Source organism: Streptomyces sp. TE5632 (assembly GCF_054061295.1).
Map to the genome: position 1 here is coordinate 1 of NZ_JBSSEA010000003.1, position 18,883 is coordinate 18,883.

At 72.8% G+C, this 18,883-nt stretch carries 16 protein-coding genes and 1 pseudogene; 1 reads left to right on the top strand and 16 read right to left on the bottom strand.

Annotation, left to right across the window (positions count from 1 at the left end; genetic code table 11):
* The 8 genes and pseudogenes from ACVW19_RS05020 to fmt form a co-directional block, all read right to left on the bottom strand.
* Positions 1–553 (bottom strand): annotated as a pseudogene (locus tag ACVW19_RS05020) (nitrilase-related carbon-nitrogen hydrolase); the annotation flags it as partial.
* A 626-nt stretch (positions 554–1,179) separates the two neighbouring features.
* Entirely contained in the window at positions 1,180–2,382 is a 1,203-nt protein-coding gene (locus ACVW19_RS05025; RefSeq protein ID WP_457456994.1) for an MFS transporter, read from the bottom strand.
* Between the two features lie 359 nt (positions 2,383–2,741).
* Positions 2,742–3,194, bottom strand: coding sequence for an Lrp/AsnC family transcriptional regulator (locus ACVW19_RS05030; protein WP_109379437.1), 453 nt, complete (start codon positions 3,192–3,194; stop codon positions 2,742–2,744).
* Positions 3,195–3,277: 83 nt separating this feature from the next.
* Positions 3,278–4,720 carry a GuaB1 family IMP dehydrogenase-related protein gene (locus ACVW19_RS05035; RefSeq protein WP_457464446.1) on the bottom strand — a complete coding sequence of 481 codons (1,443 nt, stop codon included), beginning with the start codon at positions 4,718–4,720 and terminating at the stop codon, positions 3,278–3,280.
* Between the two features lie 282 nt (positions 4,721–5,002).
* Entirely contained in the window at positions 5,003–6,049 is a 1,047-nt protein-coding gene (locus ACVW19_RS05040) for a sugar-binding transcriptional regulator (RefSeq protein ID WP_457456996.1), read from the bottom strand.
* 78 nt (positions 6,050–6,127) lie between these two features.
* Positions 6,128–6,814, bottom strand: coding sequence for a ribulose-phosphate 3-epimerase (gene rpe / locus ACVW19_RS05045; RefSeq protein WP_361457917.1), 687 nt, complete (start codon positions 6,812–6,814; stop codon positions 6,128–6,130).
* A 90-nt stretch (positions 6,815–6,904) separates the two neighbouring features.
* Entirely contained in the window at positions 6,905–8,323 is a 1,419-nt protein-coding gene (locus tag ACVW19_RS05050; protein ID WP_457456999.1) for an RsmB/NOP family class I SAM-dependent RNA methyltransferase, read from the bottom strand.
* Between the two features lie 74 nt (positions 8,324–8,397).
* On the bottom strand, positions 8,398–9,330 hold the full coding sequence (fmt, locus tag ACVW19_RS05055; RefSeq protein WP_457457001.1) for a methionyl-tRNA formyltransferase: 933 nt from the start codon (positions 9,328–9,330) through the stop codon (positions 8,398–8,400).
* 233 nt (positions 9,331–9,563) lie between these two features.
* On the opposite strand from fmt, the gene ACVW19_RS05060 reads away from it, so the two are divergent.
* Positions 9,564–10,133, top strand: coding sequence for a hypothetical protein (locus ACVW19_RS05060; protein WP_457457002.1), 570 nt, complete (start codon positions 9,564–9,566; stop codon positions 10,131–10,133).
* 21 nt (positions 10,134–10,154) lie between these two features.
* Here the strand turns inward: ACVW19_RS05060 and ACVW19_RS05065 are convergent, their stop codons facing one another.
* From ACVW19_RS05065 to ACVW19_RS05100, 8 genes are all read right to left on the bottom strand, one after another.
* Positions 10,155–12,302 carry a primosomal protein N' gene (locus tag ACVW19_RS05065; RefSeq protein WP_457457004.1) on the bottom strand — a complete coding sequence of 716 codons (2,148 nt, stop codon included), beginning with the start codon at positions 12,300–12,302 and terminating at the stop codon, positions 10,155–10,157.
* A gap of 125 nt (positions 12,303–12,427) precedes the next feature.
* Positions 12,428–13,651, bottom strand: coding sequence for a methionine adenosyltransferase (gene metK / locus ACVW19_RS05070; RefSeq protein ID WP_457457006.1), 1,224 nt, complete (start codon positions 13,649–13,651; stop codon positions 12,428–12,430).
* 236 nt (positions 13,652–13,887) lie between these two features.
* On the bottom strand, positions 13,888–15,090 hold the full coding sequence (gene coaBC / locus ACVW19_RS05075; RefSeq protein ID WP_457457007.1) for a bifunctional phosphopantothenoylcysteine decarboxylase/phosphopantothenate--cysteine ligase CoaBC: 1,203 nt from the start codon (positions 15,088–15,090) through the stop codon (positions 13,888–13,890).
* Between the two features lie 251 nt (positions 15,091–15,341).
* On the bottom strand, positions 15,342–15,614 hold the full coding sequence (gene rpoZ / locus ACVW19_RS05080; protein ID WP_006382157.1) for a DNA-directed RNA polymerase subunit omega: 273 nt from the start codon (positions 15,612–15,614) through the stop codon (positions 15,342–15,344).
* An 83-nt stretch (positions 15,615–15,697) separates the two neighbouring features.
* Entirely contained in the window at positions 15,698–16,291 is a 594-nt protein-coding gene (gene gmk / locus ACVW19_RS05085; RefSeq protein WP_457457008.1) for a guanylate kinase, read from the bottom strand.
* Between the two features lie 60 nt (positions 16,292–16,351).
* Positions 16,352–16,675 (bottom strand): integration host factor, encoded by a 324-nt coding sequence (locus ACVW19_RS05090; protein WP_003977346.1) that lies wholly within the window; start codon positions 16,673–16,675, stop codon positions 16,352–16,354.
* 257 nt (positions 16,676–16,932) lie between these two features.
* Positions 16,933–17,778, bottom strand: coding sequence for an orotidine-5'-phosphate decarboxylase (pyrF, locus tag ACVW19_RS05095; RefSeq protein ID WP_457457010.1), 846 nt, complete (start codon positions 17,776–17,778; stop codon positions 16,933–16,935).
* The gene (locus ACVW19_RS05100) at positions 17,775–18,881 is read right to left on the bottom strand and encodes a quinone-dependent dihydroorotate dehydrogenase (protein WP_457457012.1); all 1,107 of its coding nucleotides are present in this window, start codon (positions 18,879–18,881) and stop codon (positions 17,775–17,777) included. The genes pyrF and ACVW19_RS05100 overlap by 4 nt, the downstream gene beginning before the upstream one ends.
* Positions 18,882–18,883 lie beyond the last annotated feature (2 nt).

The window sequence follows — 18,883 nt, forward strand, 5'->3', positions numbered from 1 at the left end:
CACGACGGATTCGGCGACGAACTGGAACGGGTGCATCAGGGCCGTGGGCACCAGGAGGAGGTCGGTGCCCGCCAGGGCGTGGGCGCGCGCGTTCTCCGGGAACTCGACGTCGTAGCAGATCAGCAGGCCGACGGTGAGGCCGTTGAGCTCGGCCTGGACGACCGGCTGGTCGCCCGGGGTGAAGTGCTCGTGCTCGAAGCTGCCGAAGAGGTGGGTCTTGCGGTAGTTCGCGAGGCGGGTGCCGTCTGCGGAGACGAGCTGGACGGAGTTGTGGACCGTGTCGTCGGTGCGTTCCGGGTAGCTGTAGGCGATGGCGAGTCCGTGCCGGGTGGCCGTCCGTGCGATCGCGTCGGCCGCGTCGCCGTCGGCGGGCTCGGCGAGCACCGTGACGTCGTCGCCGATGGCGTACCCCGTCAGGAACAGCTCCGAGGTCACGAGCAGCCCGGCGCCGGCCGCGGCGGCGCGGCCCGCGGCCTCGTCGAGGACAAATTGCCTTGAGGTTCTCGGCGACGGATCCGGGCCGGCCGGAGCTCTGGAGCAGGGCTGTGCGCATGCGTTTTCCTCATCGGTACGCGGGGGTTTCGGGGGTCTCACAGACGCTACGTCCGGTCGGCTCGACCGGACAAGAAGGAGCCGTTGCGCGCCCATGAGCGAACTGTTGCGTCCGCCGTGGGGTCGGCGGCGATTCGTTGCACGCCCCCGGTTCGGCGCCCGTGTCGGGGGCGGACGCGATGCCGAGGGCCGCCGCGTGGGCAGGGCGGGCGCCGGAGCGAACGCGGGCGCGGCAACGCGGGCGCGGCAACGCGGGCGCGGCAACGCGGGCGCGGCAACGCGGGCGCGGCAACGCGGGCGCGGCAACGCGGGCGCGGCAACGCGGGCGCGGCAACGCGGGCGCGGCAACGCGGGCGCGGCAACGCGGGCGCGGCAACGCGGGCGCGGCAACGCGGGCGCGGCAACGCGGGCGCGGCAACGCGGGCGCGGCAACGCGGGCGCGGCAACGCGGGCGCGGCAACGCGGGCGCGGCAACGCGGGCGCGGCAACGCGGGCGCGGCGACGCGGGCGCGGACCGTGGTGGGACGGCCGCTGAGCCGGTGCATGGCTCCCTCCCCAGGACGCCCGGGTGACTGGGCGGGCGAAGTGGCTGCCGACCGGTGTTGCCGGCCGGCAGCGAGACGCGCCCTACGGAATGCCGCGCGGCGAGCGCAATGGCCTCATGAGCATCAGGAACAACGCTGTCACCAGATACGGCAGCGCGAACACGGCGAAGGCCGTGCTGTGTCCGCCGCGTGAGGCGATCACCGCGTAGCCGCCGAACACCGCGACCGTGGCCAGCTCGGTGCCCAGTCCCGCGACCGAGGTCAGGGTGGCCCGCCCGGTGTCCGCGATCCGCCGTTGGAGCCGCGCGTCGGCCAGTACGGTAGCCGCCTGGAAGCCGCCGAAGGCGAGGGCGACGAGCACGAGCCCGGCCGTCGTGCCCGCGGCGGAGCCGACGGCCAGGACCAGCCCGGAGCCCGCGAGCAGGCTCGCGAGTCCGGTCGTACCGAGGCGTTCGCCCTCCCCGGCCAGCAGGCTTCCGGCGGTGGCACCGGCCCAGATCAGCAGGAGCAGCCAGGGAACCGTCTCGTCCGCTGCGCCGGTGTCCCGCACCAGCAGCGGCGTGTACTCGTCGAGGGCGCCCCAGACGGCGCCCACGGCCGGTACGAGCAGCAGCGCGCCGCGCACCGACCGGTCGGCCCGGGCCTCGGCGAGCCCGGCGCGCAGGGTCGCGGTCCATCCCTCGTGCCCGGTCGCCGGGCGGCGGTGCTCCGGGAACCGGAGGGCCGTGGCCGCGGTCAGCACGCACCCCAGGACGCTGGCGGCGCCGACGGCGGTGTGGCCGCCCCAGGCCAGCACCGGACCGGCGAGCCCCATGGCCGCCATCACGGCGACCAGGCCCGCCGCGCGGGCGCGGCCCATGACGCGGGCGTAGCGGTCGGCCTCGTCGAGCCGCTCCAGTTCGTCGTAGACCAGCGCCTCCAGCGCACCGGACGCGAGCGCTCCGCCGGCGCCCCACAGCACGAAGCCGGCCGCGAAGGCACCGTAGGAGGGAAGCAGCACCCACAGGGCGAAGCCGGCGGCGGTGAGCAACGGGCCGAGCCACAACAGCAGGCGCCGGGACACGGCGTCCGCCCAGACACCGGAGGGGACCTCCAGCAGGACGCCGGTGACCGACCAGAGGGCGAACAGGGAGGAGATCTGCCAGACCGTGAGACCGGTGTCGCTGAACAGCAGCGCGTACACCGGGTAGAGCAGCACGAAGTCTTCGAGGAACGCGTAGCCGTACAGCGTGGTCGTCAGCCGTCGGACGCGGGGGTCGGGCGCACGCGTGGTCGTGAGAGTCATGAGGCCTTCCCGTAAGGGCGGTTCGGACACCGGACGTGGAGGACGTACGGCGCCCGGGGCGGCCCACGGGAGGCACGACGGGTGAATCAATGTCGCCAGGTCATGACACCGATGGTAGAGGCCCGAGCCGGATGCGGTCCGTCGTTTCCGTATCCGGCCGACGTGTCCGGCCGACGTGTCCGCCCGGACGGTCACGGCTCCGGGGTGGAGGGCTGAGGGGGCAGCAGCACGTCTCCACTGCGCCTGAGCCGTTGCCAGGGCGGCCGGGATCGCCACCTGGCCGATCCGGTGCAGGTACGGGATGTTCCGGGCCGCGTTCCGGTCGGCGTTCGCCTCGAAGCCGCAGCCGGGGTTCTTGCCTAGGTGGGCGACCCCGACGAGAAGCGCCGCAGCAGCGGTGACAGCACCAGCACGGACTTGGTCCGCTCGACGAACGGCTCCCCCGCGATCCGTTCCAGGACCCGTTCGAAGTGCCGCATGTCGGCGGCGAAGACCTGGGCGACCGCGTCCGCCTCCCCGGTGACGGTGGAGGCGGAGACGACCTCCTGGTAGCGCTCCAGGCCCCGCTGGATGGTCTCCGGGGAGGTGTTGCCGCGGCAGTAGATCTCGACGAACCCCTCGGTCTCCCAGCCGAGGGCGGCGGGGTCCACCCGTACCGTGAAACCGGTGATGGCACCGGTGGCGCGCAGCCGGTCCACGCGCCGCTTCACCGCGGGCGCGGACAGGCCGACGAGCTGGCCGATGTCCGCGTAGGAGCGGCGGGCGTCCTCGGCGAGGGCGTGCACGATGCGTTCGTCGAGATCGTTCAGCACTGCGGGCGGTTCACTTCACTTCTGGGAGGTCCACAACGGGATCGGCGGGCCGGGCCGGTACGGAATCGGCCGGGCCGGGGCGGTCAGGTCCAGCTGGCGTGCAGCGGCTTGCCCTCCGCGTAGCCGGCGGCGCTCTGGACGCCGACGACGGCCTTCTCGGCGAACTCCTCCAGGGAGCCGGCGCCCGCGTACGTGCAGGAGGAGCGGACGCCTGCGATGACCGAGTCGATCAGGTCCTCCACGCCGGGCCGGGCCGGGTCGAGGAACATGCGGGAGGTGGAGATGCCCTCCTCGAACAGCGACTTGCGGGCCCGGTCGTAGGCCGACTCCTCCGAGGTGCGGTTGCGCACGGCGCGTGCGGAGGCCATACCGAAGGACTCCTTGTAGGGGCGGCCGTCCGCGTCGTGCTGGAGGTCGCCGGGGGACTCGTAGGTCCCGGCGAACCAGGAGCCGACCATCACGTTGGACGCGCCGGCCGCGAGCGCCATCGCGACGTCGCGCGGATGGCGGACACCGCCGTCGGCCCACACGTGCTTGCCGTACTTCCTCGCCTCCGCCGCGCATTCCAGCACCGCGGAGAACTGCGGCCGGCCGACGCCGGTCATCATGCGGGTGGTGCACATGGCGCCGGGGCCGACACCGACCTTGACGATGTCCGCGCCGGCCTCGATCAGATCGCGCACCCCCGCGGCGGCGACGACGTTGCCCGCGGCGACCGGGACCTGCGGATCGAGGTCGCGCACCAGCTTCAGCGCGCTGATCATCGACTCCTGGTGCCCGTGCGCCGTGTCGATGACGAGCGTGTCGACGCCCGCCTCCAGCACCTGCCGGGCCTTGCCCGCGACATCGCCGTTGATGCCGACGGCCGCGGCGATCCGCAGCCTGCCCTGCGCGTCGGTGGCCGGCGTGTACAGGGTGGCCCGCAGGGCGCCCTTGCGGGTGAGGATGCCGACGAGGCGGCCGTCCTCGTCGACGGCGGGGGCGTAGCGCCGGTTGGCACCGTCCAGGGTGTTGAAGGCCTCGCGCGGGTCCATGCCCGCGTCGACGAGCAGCAGGTCGCGGGACATGACCTCGGTGAGCTGCGTGAACCGGTCCACGCCGGACAGGTCGGTGTCGGTGACCACGCCGACCGGCCGGTGCTCGTCGTCCACGACGACGCCCGCGTTGTGCGCGCGCTTGGGCAGCAGGGCGAGCGCGTCGGCGACGGTCTGGTGCGGGGCGAGCACGATGGGGGTGTCGAGGACCAGGTGGCGGCTCTTGACCCAGGAGACGACCTCGGTGACGACCTCGATCGGGATGTCCTGCGGGATGACCACGAGACCGCCCCGGCGGGCCACCGTCTCGGCCATGCGGCGGCCGGCGATGGCCGTCATGTTGGCGACGACGAGCGGGATGGTGGTGCCCGTACCGTCCGGGGAGCTGAGGTCCACGCTCTGCCGGGAACCGATGGCGGACCGGTTCGGCACCATGAAGACGTCGTCGTACGTCAGGTCGTACGGGGGCTCGATGTCGTTGAGGAAACGCACGTGCTGCACATCCCGGTAGTTCAGAGGTGGCCCCCGGACAGGTCAGCCAGGGGGAAGAGCACGTACTTCATTGTCCCATGACGGCCAGAACGCCTTCTCCGGTCTGATCGTCCAGGCCGGGCCGCCGGGCACTGGGAGGAATCTCCGAGCGTCCGGGCCACGGTGAGCGGCGGGGCGCGCAGAACCCCGAGCAGGCAGGCGAGAAGGCGGGGACGAGCCGCGGCACCGTGCGCCCGATGCCGCCGCCACGCCCGCCCCGGGCCCACGCGTCGTCGGGGTCGGTCAGGGGCCGTCGGGGTCCGAGCGGTTGAGGGCGGACCTGGGCGCCGGTCCCGCCGCCATCAGGTAGTCCGCGGCCGAGGTGTCCGTCACCAGGCTGGTGACGAGCCCGGAGCGCAGCACCGCGTCGATGGCGGGGCCCTTGCGCTGCCCGCCGGCGATCGCGACGACCTCGGGGACCCGGCGGAGCTGGTCGGCCTTGACCGTGATGCACCGCTCGCCCAGGTCACGGCCGACCCGGCGTCCGTCGGAGTCGAAGAGATGGGCGGACATCTCGGCGGCGACACCGAGCGAGGCGTAGTGCGCGCGCTCCTCGTCCGAGAGCATGTCGTGCACCGTCGAGATGCCCGGCTCCCACGATCCGATGGAGACACAGGCGACCGTGACCTTGTCGAAGTACTCGAAGGCCCGCGCGATGCCCGTCTGGTGGCGCAGCGCCTGAGCGGTGGCCGCGTCCGGCAGCAGCATCGGCGCGTAGATGGGGTGGGCGTCGCCGCCCGACACCTGCGCGGCCCGCCGTACGGCCTCCACCGAGCCGCGCTCGGCGGTCCCGGCGTCGTACACACCCGTCAGCTGCACGACCGTGCAGGGCGGCAGCCGGTCCAGGGCCGCCGCCATGTGGATGGTGGACCGGCCCCAGGCCAGACCCAGCACATCACCTTCGTCGACCAGTTCGCCGAGCAGGTCGGCGGCCACCTCTCCCAGGTTCTCGGGGTCGGGTGTCTCCTCGGCATCGGCCGGGGACTCCACCACGACGGCGTGCCGCAGACCGTAGCGGGCGCGCAGCGCGTCGGAGCGCTCCGCGTCCAGCTCGGCGGGCACACGGATCTCGATGCGTACGAGATCCCGTTCGAGGGCGGTCTCCAGGACCCGGGCCACCTTGAAGCGGCTGACGCCGAACTCCTCGGCGATCTGGATCTTGGACTTGCCCTCGAGGTAGAAGCGGCGGGCCATGGCCGCCGCCTGTACCAGCTCAGCGGGTCCCATCCGCATGGCTGAACGGCCCGCCGCCGACATACCCGACACGGCGTTCTCCTCACTGCTGTTCACACTCTGGATTCGCCGTTCATCCTCGCAGATCCGGCGCGGTCGATCAGCCCTGCTGAAAGCCGTTCATGTTCTCGTGGCTCAGTGGTCGCACGCCCAGGACGCCTTGCCCGTGGCGGCCTCGGCCTGTCGGCGCAGTGCGCGCACCGCCTCGGCCGGGTCCGCCGCCCCGTACACGGCGGATCCCGCGACGAAGACGTCGGCGCCGGCGTCGGCGCACTGCTCGATGGTGGAGGCCGAGACCCCGCCGTCGACCTGCAGCCAGAGCTCCAGGCCGTGCTTGCTGATCAGCTCACGGGTGCGGCGGATCTTCGGCAGCATGATGTCGAGGAAGGCCTGCCCCCCGAAGCCCGGCTCGACCGTCATGATCAGCAGCATGTCGAGCTCGGGGAGCAGGTCCTCGTACGGCTCGATGGGGGTCGCGGGCTTCAGCGCCATGGAGGCCCGCGCCCCCTTGGCCCGGATCTCGCGGGCCAGCCGCACCGGTGCGGCGGCCGCCTCGACGTGGAAGGTGACGGAACCGGCCCCCGCCTCGACGTACTGGGGCGCCCAGCGATCGGGGGCCTCGATCATCAGGTGGCAGTCCAGCGGAGTGTCCGTCGCACGGGCGAGCGACTCCACGACCGGCACACCGAGCGTGAGGTTCGGGACGAAGTGGTTGTCCATGACGTCGACGTGGAGCCAGTCGGCTCCCTCGACCGCCCGCGCCTCGTCCGCGAGGCGGGCGAAGTCGGCGGACAGAATACTGGGGTTGATCTGCGCGGCCATGCATCAAGCCTGCCATGCCCTTCGGGGGTCGGCGGCATCGGTCGGGTACCAATACGGTCGCGTGCGGACCGGCCGCCGCTTCGGGGCGGGTCAGCCGGTCCGGCGGATGAGCGCCAGATACATGGCGTCGGTCCCGTGCAGATGCGGCCACAGCTGTACGTCGGGGCCCTCGCCCAGCTCCGGGACTCCGGGCAGCAGCGGCCGGGCGTCGAGGAGCTCGGTGTCCGGGAACTGTTTGAGCAGGTCGGCGACCACGGCCCTGGTCTCGGCGAGGTGCGGCGAGCAGGTGGCGTAGCCGACGACGCCGCCGACCCGTACGGCTTCCAGGGCGCCGCGCAGCAGCTCCCGCTGCAGCGGGGCGAAGCCGTCCAGGTCGTCCGGCCGGCGGCGCCAGCGCGCCTCGGGCCGGCGGCGCAGGGCACCGAGCCCGGTGCACGGCACATCCACCAGCACCCGGTCGAAGCTGCCGGGCCGCCACGGCGGCCGGGTCCCGTCGGCGGCGACGACCTGGTACGGCCCGGGGTTCCCGGCCAGCGCCTTCGCGACCAGTCCGGCCCGGTGCGGCTGCTTCTCGGAGGCCAGCAGGGCGGCGCCCCGCTCGGCGGCGAGCGCGGCGAGCAGCGCGGCCTTGCCACCGGGACCGGCGCAGCCGTCCAGCCACCTGCGGTCCGGCCCGTCCAGCGGAGCGTTGGCGACGGCGAGGGCGACGAGCTGACTGCCCTCGTCCTGCACTCCGGCCCGGCCGTCCGCCACGGCCGGGATCGCGCCCGGCTCGCCGCCCTCGCTCAACCGCACCGCGTACGGCGACCAGCGTCCCGGGAGCGCGGCCTCCTCGCCGAGCAGTTCCTCGGGGGTGGCGCGCCCGGGACGGGCGACCAGGGTCACCTCGGGCCGCTCGTTGTCCGCCCGCAGCAGCTCCTCTATGCCGGCACGGCCACCGCCGAGGGAGTCCCACAGCGCGGAGACGATCCAGCGCGGGTGCGAGTGCACGACGGCGAGATGGTCCTCGGGGTCCTCGTCGTAGGGCGGCGCGACCCGCTCCAGCCAGCCGTCGAGATCGTGCTGCGCGACCTTGCGCAGCACGGCGTTGACGAACTTGGCCCGCCCGTCGCCGAGCACCACGCGCGCGAGCTCGACGGAGGCGGAGACTGCGGCATGCGTGGGGATCCGGGTGCCGAGCAGTTGGTGCGCGCCCAGGTTGAGCACGTCCAGCACGGGCGGGTCCACCTCCCGCAGCGGCCGGTCGACGCAGGCCGCGACGACCGCGTCGTACGTGCCCTGCCGGCGCAGCGTCCCGTACACCAGCTCGGTGGCGAGCGCCGCGTCCCGGGCGTCGAAGTCACCGCCCTCGCGGGCCCTGCGCAGCAGCGGCGGCAGGACGAGGTTGGCGTAGGCGTCCCGCTCGTCCACGGCCCGCAGGGCCTCGAAGGCGAGGATGCGGACGGGGTCCTTCTTGGGCCGACGGTAGGGCTTGCCGGGTTTGCGGGGCCGACGGGGCTGGTCGCTCACGAAAAGGTGCTCCGGGTGTGGGATGAAGTGCGCGGTCCAGCCTACGTCGTCAAGGGGGCCGGGGTCCCGCGGCGTCAGGCGCCGACTGTCTCCTCCCCGCCGATCCGCGCGCCGCGAGCCCAGTCCGCCGCCCGCATCGGCTTCTTGCCCTGGGCCTGCACCCACAGCAGCTCCACGGCGTGCGAACCGGTGCCGACGTACACGTTGTTCTTGCCCGCGGACACCCGGCCCGGGGCGAGGTCCGTGCGGTCGGGAGCGGGGACGACCTGGACGAGCTTGAGCCGCTCGCCCCGGAAGGTGGTCCAGGCACCGGGTGCGGGAGTGCAGCCGCGCACGATCCGGCCGACGCGCAGAGCCGGGGCGTTCCAGTCGACGCGGGCGTCCTCGACGGAGACCTTCGGGGCGAGGGTGACCCCGTCGGCGGGCTGCGGTACGGCCTTCAGGGTGCCGTCCGCGATGCCGTCCATGGTCGCGGCGAGCAGCCCGGCACCGGCGAAGGCTAGCCGGGTCAGCAGGTCGCCACTGGTGTCGGTGGGGCGGATCTCCTCGGTGACGGTGCCGTAGACCGGCCCGGAGTCGAGCCCTTCCTCGATGAGGAAGGTGGACGCACCGGTGATCTCGTCCCCCGCCATGACGGCGTGCTGCACGGGCGCCGCACCGCGCCAGGCGGGCAGCAGCGAGAAGTGCAGGTTGACCCAGCCCCGCTCCGGGATGTCGAGGGCGGCCCGGGGCAGCAGGGCACCGTAGGCGACGACGGGGCAGCAGTCGGGGGCGATCTCGCGCAGCCGCTCCAGGAACTCCGGGTCCCGGGGCTTCACGGGCTTGAGCACCTCGATCCCGGCCTCCCGCGCCCGCTCGGCGACCGGGGAGGCCACCAGCCTGCGGCCCCGCCCGGCCGGCGCGTCGGGCCGGGTGACGACGGCGGCCACCTCGTGCCGCTCCGAAGCGAGAAGAGCTTCCAGGGCGGGAACGGCAACCTCGGGGGTACCGGCGAAGACGAGCTTCATGGAGTGGTTCGGGCCTCTCGGGCGGGGACGGATGCGGGCAGCGCACCAGTCTATGGGGGGACGACGCGTCGGACGAAGCCGAGGCGCACGCTCCCGCCCGGGGGCGCACGCATATGCCGCCACGCCCCCACCCCGTGACTCACGGAGCGAATCCGCGTTGGTCAAGAAAGAGTTGACCACATCGGGCCCGGACGCGGCCCGCTCCTTTCAACGCCGGCTCGAGAGGCTTGTTCATGGCCGACCACGCAACCCACGACGCCCAGGCCCGCGCCAGCCTGCACTTGCTGGTGCGGGACATCGAGCGGGTCCGCCGGCAGGTGGACGCACTGCGCACGCTCACCGCCCAGCTGGGCAACGTCTACCGCCCGCGCCGCTCAGGCCCCTCCACGGGCTTCGTCGTCTACGGACGTGCCCCCGCTCCGACGGTCCGCCTCGCCCAGGAGCTGCGGGACAGCGTCGAGACCCTGGTCACCGCGGCCGTCGACTTCGACCGTTCGCTGGGTTTCTCGTGGGACGCGGTGGGCTCCGCGCTCGGCGTCACCAAGCAGGCGGTGCACCGCCGCTACGGCGCCCGCCGTGCCGCGGCCGCCCGGACCGCCCCGGCCGTGGAGGCGGAGCGCACCGCGGAGCCGTCGGGGACCCGCACCGTCAACGTGGGCGCCGGGGTCTCCACCGTGCCGACGGTCCCGGCCGCCCGTTCCATGCCGACCCAGCCCACAGCGAGCAGCTCGTCCCTCCGTAACGACCCCCGCCCCACGGCGTTCCCCGCTCCCCCGACCTTCCCGGGCCCCCGCAACGGCTGACCGACGGTCCTACGGCGCCGTTCAGCCGATGTCGGGTGGGTCGATCCGCACCCATACCGGCGTGTCGCCCCCGCGGGCCATACGCGCCGCCTGGGCCGACTTCAGCGCGCCGGTGAGCGCCGCTCCCCTGCCCGGCGGTACCCGGATCAGCGCCCGCTCCCAGTGGTCCCCGGGCGGCGAACCGCCTGGTCGCCGGGGGCGGCCAGCGGGGGTGGGGGGCAACGGGACGGGGCCCAGTACCTCCGCCTCCCCCGGCAGTTCGGCCGCGCGGAGAAACTCCGCCACGGCCTCCCCCGGTCCCGACACGGCCGCCATCCGCGACACCGGCGGAAAGCCCAGCTCGGTCCGCTCGCTCAGCTCCCGCACCGCGTGTCCCACCGGGTCCCACCGCACCAGCGCCTGCACGGGACGCAGCGTCGGCTCGGCGATCACCACCACCGTGCCGCCGGCCGTCTGCGGACGCACCAGCGCCGCCGCACCCACCCATCGGCGCAGCGCGTCCTCTGCGGCCCGCAGGTCGGGCCGGCCCAGCATCGCCCAGCCGTCCAGCAGCAGCGCCGCCGCGTAGCCGCCCTCCGCGACCGGCTCGGCCCCGGGGGTGCTCACCACCAGCGCGGGCGCGCCCGGCACCGTGTCCAGCACATGCTCGCGCCCTGAGGTGCGCACCGGCACGGCGGGGAAGGCCCGCCCCAGCTCCTCGGCGGTCCGGCGGGCCCCCACCACCTGGGCCCGCAGCCGGAACCCGCCGCACTCCGGGCAGTGCCAGCCGGCCTCCTCGCGCCCGCACCACCCGCACCGCAGATCGTCGGCACCGTGCGCCTCCAGCGGCCCGGAGCAGTGCCGGCACCGCGCCGGGGTACGGCAGTTGGCGCACGCCATCCGGGGGACGTAGCCGCGCCGGGGCACCTGTACGAGCACCGGCCCGTGCCGCAGCCCCTCCCTGACGGTCTGCCAGGCGAGCGTCGGCAGCCGGGCGGCACGGGCGGCCTCGTCCCGCGCGAGGTCCCCGTCTCCGACGGTCCGCACCAGCGGCGCGGCGGCCCGCACCCGGTCCCTTCCGGCGACCAGCGGTCCGGCCCAGCCGGTCTCGACCAGCTGGGCGGCCTCCACCGTGCAGCTCCAGCTCCCCAGCAGGAAGCCGCACTTGTCCTGTGCCGCCCGCAGCAGCAGCACTTCTCGCGCATGCGGCTGCGGGGCGTGCTGCTCGCTGTGGCTGGTGTCGCCGTCGTCCCAGAGCGCGATCAGCCCGAGATCCTGGACGGGCGCGAACATCGCCGCACGGGTGCCGATCACGGCGCGCACGGACCCTCGCCGCACGGCGAGCCACTGCGCGTACCGCTTCTCGGGTCCGGCGTCGGCGGTCAGTACGGCATGTCGCCTCTTGCCGAGGAGCTCGGTGAGCGCGGCGTCGACACGGGCGACGGTCCGTCCGTCCGGCAGGACGACGAGCGCTCCGCGCCCCGAGGCCAGCGTCGCCGCTACGGCACGGGCCAGTTCCTCGCTCCACAGCGGCCCGGGCAGCGCGTTCCACACGGCGCGCGGAGCGCCGCCGGAGGCCAGCGACCGGAGGAAGGCCTCCCCCTGTTCGTACCGGGCCCAGGAGCCCGGCTCGGGTGCCGGGGGCGGCGGCGCGGGGTCGGGCGAGGGACGCCGCTCGGCGCGGGCGTTGCGCGGCGGCACGGCGAGCTGAAGCACGTCGGCGAGGCTGCCCGCGTACCGGTCGGCGACCGCGCGGGCCAGCCCCAGCAGCTCCTCGCTCAGGACCGGCTCGGGCGACACCACCTGGGCGAGAGCGGCCAGCGGGCCGGAGTAGTCGGACTCGGCGAGCCGCTCGACGAGGAACCCGTCGATCAGCCCCCCGCCCTCGCGGCGTCCCTCGCGCACCCGGTGCCGGCCGGCCCCGAACCGCACCCGCACCCGCACGCCCGGCTGCGCGTCGGCGTCGAGTTCCTCGGGCACCGCGTAGTCGAAGTACCGGTCGAGGTGCAGCACGCCCTTGTCGACCAGGACGCGCGCGACCGGCAGTTCCCTTGCCAGCGCGGCACCCCGCCAGGTCCGCGGTTTGGCCCGGGGCGTGTCCGCCTTGCGCACGGTCTCGCGGATGAGCGCGAGCTGCTCCGGCGGGGCGCCCCGCGCACCACCGTCCACCTGCCCGTTCTCGCTGCTCACGCTTGCATTCTTACCAAACGTGACTGACAACCGGCGGCGTTCCCGCCCTCAGGAACGCGCCGAGGCCCGGCGCCCCGAAGGGACGCCGGGCCTCGGCGGACGTGCCATGGGTGCGGGCGTGCGGTCTACAGACCCGCCGCCTTGCGCAGCGCGTCCACGCGGTCGGTGCGCTCCCAGGTGAAGTCGGGCAGTTCCCGGCCGAAGTGACCGTAGGCGGCGGTCTGCGAGTAGATCGGGCGGAGCAGGTCCAGGTCGCGGATGATGGCGGCCGGACGGAGGTCGAACACCTCATCGATCGCCCGCTCGATCAGCTCGGTGTCGACCTTGGCGGTGCCGAAGGTCTCCACGAACAGACCGACCGGCTCGGCCTTGCCGATGGCGTACGCCACCTGGACCTCGCAGCGGGCGGCCAGGCCGGCCGCGACCACGTTCTTGGCGACCCAGCGCATCGCGTACGCCGCCGAGCGGTCCACCTTGGAGGGGTCCTTGCCGGAGAAGGCGCCGCCGCCGTGCCGGGCCATACCGCCATAGGTGTCGATGATGATCTTGCGGCCGGTGAGGCCCGCGTCGCCCATCGGTCCGCCGATCTCGAAGCGGCCGGTGGGGTTGACCAGCAGACGGTAATTCTCGGTGTCCAGCTTGATGCCCTCGTCCAGCAGCGCCTTCAGCTCCGGCTCCACGACGAACTCGCGGATGTCCGGGGCGAGCAGCGACTCGAGGTCGATGTCGGAGGCGTGCTGGGAGGAGACGACCACGGTGTCGAGGCGGACCGCCTTGTCGCCGTCGTACTCGATGGTGACCTGGGTCTTGCCGTCCGGGCGCAGGTAGGGGATCGTGCCGTTCTTGCGCACATCGGACAGGCGCTTGGACAGGCGGTGCGCGAGGAAGATCGGCAGCGGCATCAGCGTCGGCGTCTCGTCCGTCGCGTAGCCGAACATCAGACCCTGGTCTCCGGCGCCCTGCCGGTCCAGCTCGTCCGTTTCCCCACCTGCGGCGGCACCCTCGACCCGGCTCTCGTACGCGGTGTCGACACCCTGCGCGATGTCCGGGGACTGGGCCCCGATCGACACCGACACGCCGCAGGAGGCACCGTCGAAGCCCTTCTTCGAGGAGTCGTAGCCGATCTCCAGGATCTTCTCCCGCACCAGCTGCGGGATCGGCGCGTAGGCCTTGGTCGTGACCTCTCCGGCCACGTGCACCAGGCCGGTGGTGATCAGGGTCTCGACGGCGACGCGCGAGGTCGGGTCCTCACGGAGCAGTGCGTCAAGAATGGTGTCGCTGATCTGGTCAGCGATCTTGTCGGGGTGACCCTCGGTCACGGACTCCGAGGTGAAGAGACGACGGGACACAACGCTCCCTGGGGTTGCAGCGGCTGCTGGCTGATCATTGGCGGACGGCGGGGGCTGCACCTCACGCCGTCCGTGGAACAGTTTATCTGTCGCGCTTCGCCACGGGGCCCCCTGTCTCGCCTCTCGGGAGCGCCATGACCTGCGGCACGGGCATTCTGCCCATGCCGAGGCGGGTTGGCCAGAGGCGCCACACCCCGGCGGGCGGCATTTCCGGCCCGTACACCGGATGTTTCCGTTCAGCCCAGGCGTTCGGCGACCAGGTCCCAGACCGTGTCGGCCAGGGCTTCCTTGGGGCCGTGGGCTACGGGCGTCTCGCTGCCGTCGGCCCCCAGCACCACCGCCTCGTTCTCCTCCGAGCCGAACGTCTTGCGCTCACCGACCTCATTGACCACGAGCAGATCGCAGCCCTTGCGCTTCAGCTTGGCGCGGCCGTTGGCGAGTACGTCGTCCGTCTCCGCGGCGAAGCCCACGATCACCTGTCCGGGGCGGGCCCGGTCGGCGGAGATCTCGGCGAGGATGTCCGGGTTGCGCACCAGGGTGACGGGCTCGGGTTCCTGGCCGTCCTTCTTCTTGATCTTGCCGGTCGCGTAGGCCGCGGGCCGGAAGTCGGCGACGGCGGCGGCCATGACCACCGCGTCGGCGTCGGCGGCGGCGCGCAGTACTTCCGCACGCAGTTCCACGGCGGTCCCGACGGGGACGACGTCGACCCCCGCGGGGTCGGGCAGGGACGCGTTGGCGGCGATCAGCGTGACGCGTGCGCCCCGCGCGGCGGCGGTACGGGCGAGGGCGTAGCCCTGCTTGCCGGAGGAGCGGTTGCCGAGGAAGCGGACCGGGTCGAGGGGCTCGCGGGTGCCGCCGGCGCTGACCACGACGTGCCGTCCCTCGAGGTCGGGCTCGGCCGCTCCCCGGTCCAGCACCCGGCGGCAGACCTCGAATATCTCGCCGGGGTCGGGCAGCCGACCCTTGCCGGTGTCCACGCCGGTGAGTCGGCCGACCGCCGGTTCGATGACGACGGCACCGCGGCGGCGCAGAGTCGCCACGTTCTCCCGGGTGGCCGGGTGCTCCCACATCTCGGTGTGCATGGCGGGGGCGAAGACCACCGGGCAGCGGGCGGTGAGCAGGGTGTTGGTGAGGAGGTCGTCGGCCAGGCCGTGCGCCGCCTTCGCCAGGATGTCCGCGGTGGCCGGGGCGACGACCACCAGGTCGGCGTGCTGCCCGATGCGGACGTGCGGCACCTCGTGGACGTCGTCCCAGACCTCGGTCGTGACCGGGTTCCCGGAGAGGGCGGACCAGGTGGCGGCGCCGACGAAGTGCAGAGCGGAGGCGGTGGGCACGACACGCACGTCGTGCCTCGACTCCGTCAGCCGCCTGAGCAGCTCACAGGCCTTGTACGCGGCGATGCCGCCGGTGACGCCCAGAACGACCTTCGGCTTGTCCATGCCTCTCCGTCTCTTTCCGGTTCTTTTCGGTTCTTTTCGGCTCTTCCCGGTTCTTCCCGGTTGCCCGACTCCCGTGCGCGCTTCGGACGGGCGCACACCTCTCATGCTGCACCACCGCGGGGAACGGCCCCCACTCCCCCAACAAGACCACAGGCCCGGCAGCCGTGCTGCCGGGCCTGTGGAAAAGTCGGTTGAGAGCCGCTGATACGACGTTGCGACCGCAGTACCGAATGACTGCGCGACGGTACGACTTACTGAGCGGGGCCTTCGACGGCCTCGGAGGTCAGCAGTCCCGCGTTGATCTCACGCAGGGCGATCGAGAGCGGCTTCTCGTGGACGTGGGTGTCGACGAGGGGACCGACGTACTCGAGGAGCCCTTCACCGAGCTGCGAGTAGTACGCGTTGATCTGGCGAGCCCGCTTGGCCGCGTAGATCACGAGGCTGTACTTCGAGTCCGTGGCCTCGAGAAGCTCGTCGATCGGCGGGTTGATGATGCCCTCGGGCGTGGAGATGGAAGAGGACACGCTCTACCTTCCGATGGATGGGAAAGATGGGTGCAGATGAGGTCTGCGTGATCGTGGGACGGCCGCTGAGGAAACGCTGACGATCACACGACGTTCATCAAGGCTAGCAGCTCGCGGGCCACGTCCTCGACGGAGGTGTTGACCAGGGCCGTGTCGAACTCCGGCTCGGCGGCCAGTTCGATCTTCGCGGCCTCCAGCCGACGCTCGACCACCTCGGGCGACTCGGTGCCCCTGCCCGTGAGCCGGCGCACCAGCTCCTCCCAGGAGGGCGGGGCCAGGAACACCAGCTGGGCCTCGGGCATGGACGTACGGACCTGCCGGGCGCCCTGGAGGTCGATCTCCAGGAGGACGGGCAGGCCCGACTCCAGGTGCTCCAGCACCGCCGCGCGGGGGGTGCCGTAGCGGTTGCCCGCGAACTCGGCCCACTCCAGCAGCTCACCGTTGGCGATCAGCTTGTCCATCTCGTCGTCGGTGACGAAGAAGTAGTGGACCCCGTGCTGTTCCCCAGGGCGCGGCTTGCGGGTCGTCGCCGACACCGAGAGCCAGACCTCGGGGTGGGCCTTGCGCATATGGGCGACGACCGTGCTCTTGCCGACCCCCGAGGGGCCGGAGAGCACGGTCAGCCGCGGACGAGCGTCCGGGGGTACGGGGGTCGTCCCCCGGGGTGTTGCAGCCATGCGGCGATTATTCCAGCAATCCCGGGGTGCCCGGGACGCCGGTCCCGGACCGCCCGGTACTCAGGAGCCGGTGCTGCCGAACTCGCGCTCCAGGGAGGCGATCTGGTTGGAGCCGAGGCCACGCACCCGGCGGCTCTCGGAAATGCCCAGTCGCTCCATGATCTGCTTGGCGCGGACTTTGCCCACGCCCGGCAGGGACTCGAGCAGCGCGGAGACCTTCATCTTGCCGATGACGTCGTTCTCCTGGCCCTGCTTGATGACCTCGTGGAGGGAGGCACCGGAGTGCTTGAGTCGATTCTTGACCTCGGCCCGCTCCCGGCGAGCCGCGGCGGCCTTTTCGAGCGCGGCTGCGCGCTGTTCAGGGGTAAGGGGCGGAAGAGCCACGCCTACGTCACCTCGGATGTCGAACTGTCGGATACGGACCGGTGAGGAACCTGGTCGCCCCACACCTGGGAGTCACGGGCAACATACTCTTACCCGTTCACTCTCCGTCGGAGACTAGCGTCCAACTCCGCCAGAGTCAGCGAGAACAGAGGAAAAGTCCAGGTCAGCCTCGATCAGGGCAAACATTTGGGGCAAAACGCCCCGGATTCTTCATCCTATCCAGGCCTCGGCTGGCTCCTGCGTCCCTCGTCGGAGGCTCAAGCCGGTGTCACGGCCGCCCTGATCTCCTCCGCGAACCGCTCCGTGGCGTCACGCAGCGCGACCACATCGGCACCGTGGCGCAACACGCCCCGGCTCACGTTCGGCACGACATTGCGCACCGCCTTCCCGAAGACCGCCGGGAGATCCGCCGCCGTGGCCCCCTGGGCACCGATGCCGGGCGCGAGAAGCGGACCGTTGATCTCCAGGTCGTACGACGACAGGTCGCCGAGCGTCGCGCCGATCACCGCGCCGAAGGAACCCAGGGGCGCCTCCCCCGCGTTCTCGGCGGCCAGGTGGGCGAGCACGGTCGCCGCGACGCTGCGCCCGTCGGGGCGCACCGCGTGCTGCACCTCGCCGCCCTCCGGGTTGGAGGTCAGCGCCAGGACGAACAGTCCCGCGCCGTTCTCCCGGGCCGTCTCCACCGCCGGGCTCAGCGAGCCGTAGCCGAGATAGGGGGAGACGGTCAGCGCGTCCGAGAACAGCGGGGAGTCCCGGTGCAGGAAGGACTCGGCGTAGGCCGCCATGGTCGAGCCGATGTCGCCGCGCTTGGCGTCCATGACGACCAGCGCGCCGGCCTCCCGCGCCTCGGCGACCGACCTTTCCAGTACCGCGACGCCGCGTGAGCCGAAGCGCTCGAAGAACGCGCTCTGCGGCTTGAGCACGGCGACCCGGTCCGCGACCGCCTCGACGACCGTGCGGCTGAACCGCTCCAGACCGGCCACGTCGTCGTTCAGGCCCCACTCGGCGAGCAGGGAGGCGTGCGGGTCGATGCCGACGCACAGCGGACCGCGCGCGTCCATGGCACGGCGCAGACGCGCGCCGAAGGGGTCGAGTCCGCTCATGTCGTCTTCCTCACGTCGGCGCCCACCGCGTCGGCGAGCGTGCTGTACGGACTGGTGCGCAGCCGCGCGGCGAGTCCCTTGTGGACGGCACGGCTCCAGAAGGGGCCCTCGTAGATGAGGGCGCTGTAGCCCTGGACCAGCGTGGCGCCGGCCAGAATGCGCTGCCAGGCGTCCTCGGCGTTCTCGATGCCGCCGACTCCGATCAGGGTGATCCGGTCCCCCACGCGCGCGTACAGACGGCGCAGCACCTCCAGGGAGCGTGCCTTCAGCGGAGCGCCGGACAGGCCCCCGGTCTCCGCGACCAGGGCGGGCTCGGAGGCCAGGGAGAGCTCCGTGCGCGCGATGGTGGTGTTGGTGGCGATGATCCCGTCCAGGCCGAGTTCCACGGCGAGGTCGGCGACCGTGTCGATGTCCTCGTCGGCGAGGTCGGGGGCGATCTTGACCAGCAGCGGCACCCGGCGGCCGGGGGCGCTGCGGTCGGCGGCCTCGCGGACGGCGCTCAGCAGCGGGCGCAGCCGGTCCGCGGCCTGGAGGTCGCGCAGCCCCGGCGTGTTCGGGGAGGAGACGTTGACCACCAGGTAGTCGGCGTACGGCGCCAGCCGCTCGGCGGACTTCACGTAGTCCGCGACGGCCTCGTCCTCCGGCACCACCTTGGTCTTGCCGATGTTGACGCCCACCACGGTCCGGAAGACGGGGGTGCGGGAGGCCAGGCGGGCGGCGACGGCCAGTGAGCCCTCGTTGTTGAATCCCATACGGTTGATCAGTGCCCGGTCCGGCACCAGCCGGAAGAGCCGCTTCCCGGGGTTTCCGGGCTGCGGTTCCCCGGTCACCGTGCCGATCTCGACATGGTCGAAGCCGAGCATCGCCATCCCGTCGACACCGACGGCGTTCTTGTCGAAGCCGGCGGCGAGCCCGAAGGGGCTGTGCAGACGCAGCCCGAACGCCTCGGTGCGCAGTTCCTTGATGCGGGGGGCGAGCACGGCGGCGACGAAGGTCCGCAGCACGGGGATGCCCGCGACGCGGCGGATCCAGCGGAAGGCCAGCCGGTGGGCCCGCTCGGGGTCCATGCGCTGGAAGAGCAGGCGGAAGAAGTACGTGTACATCG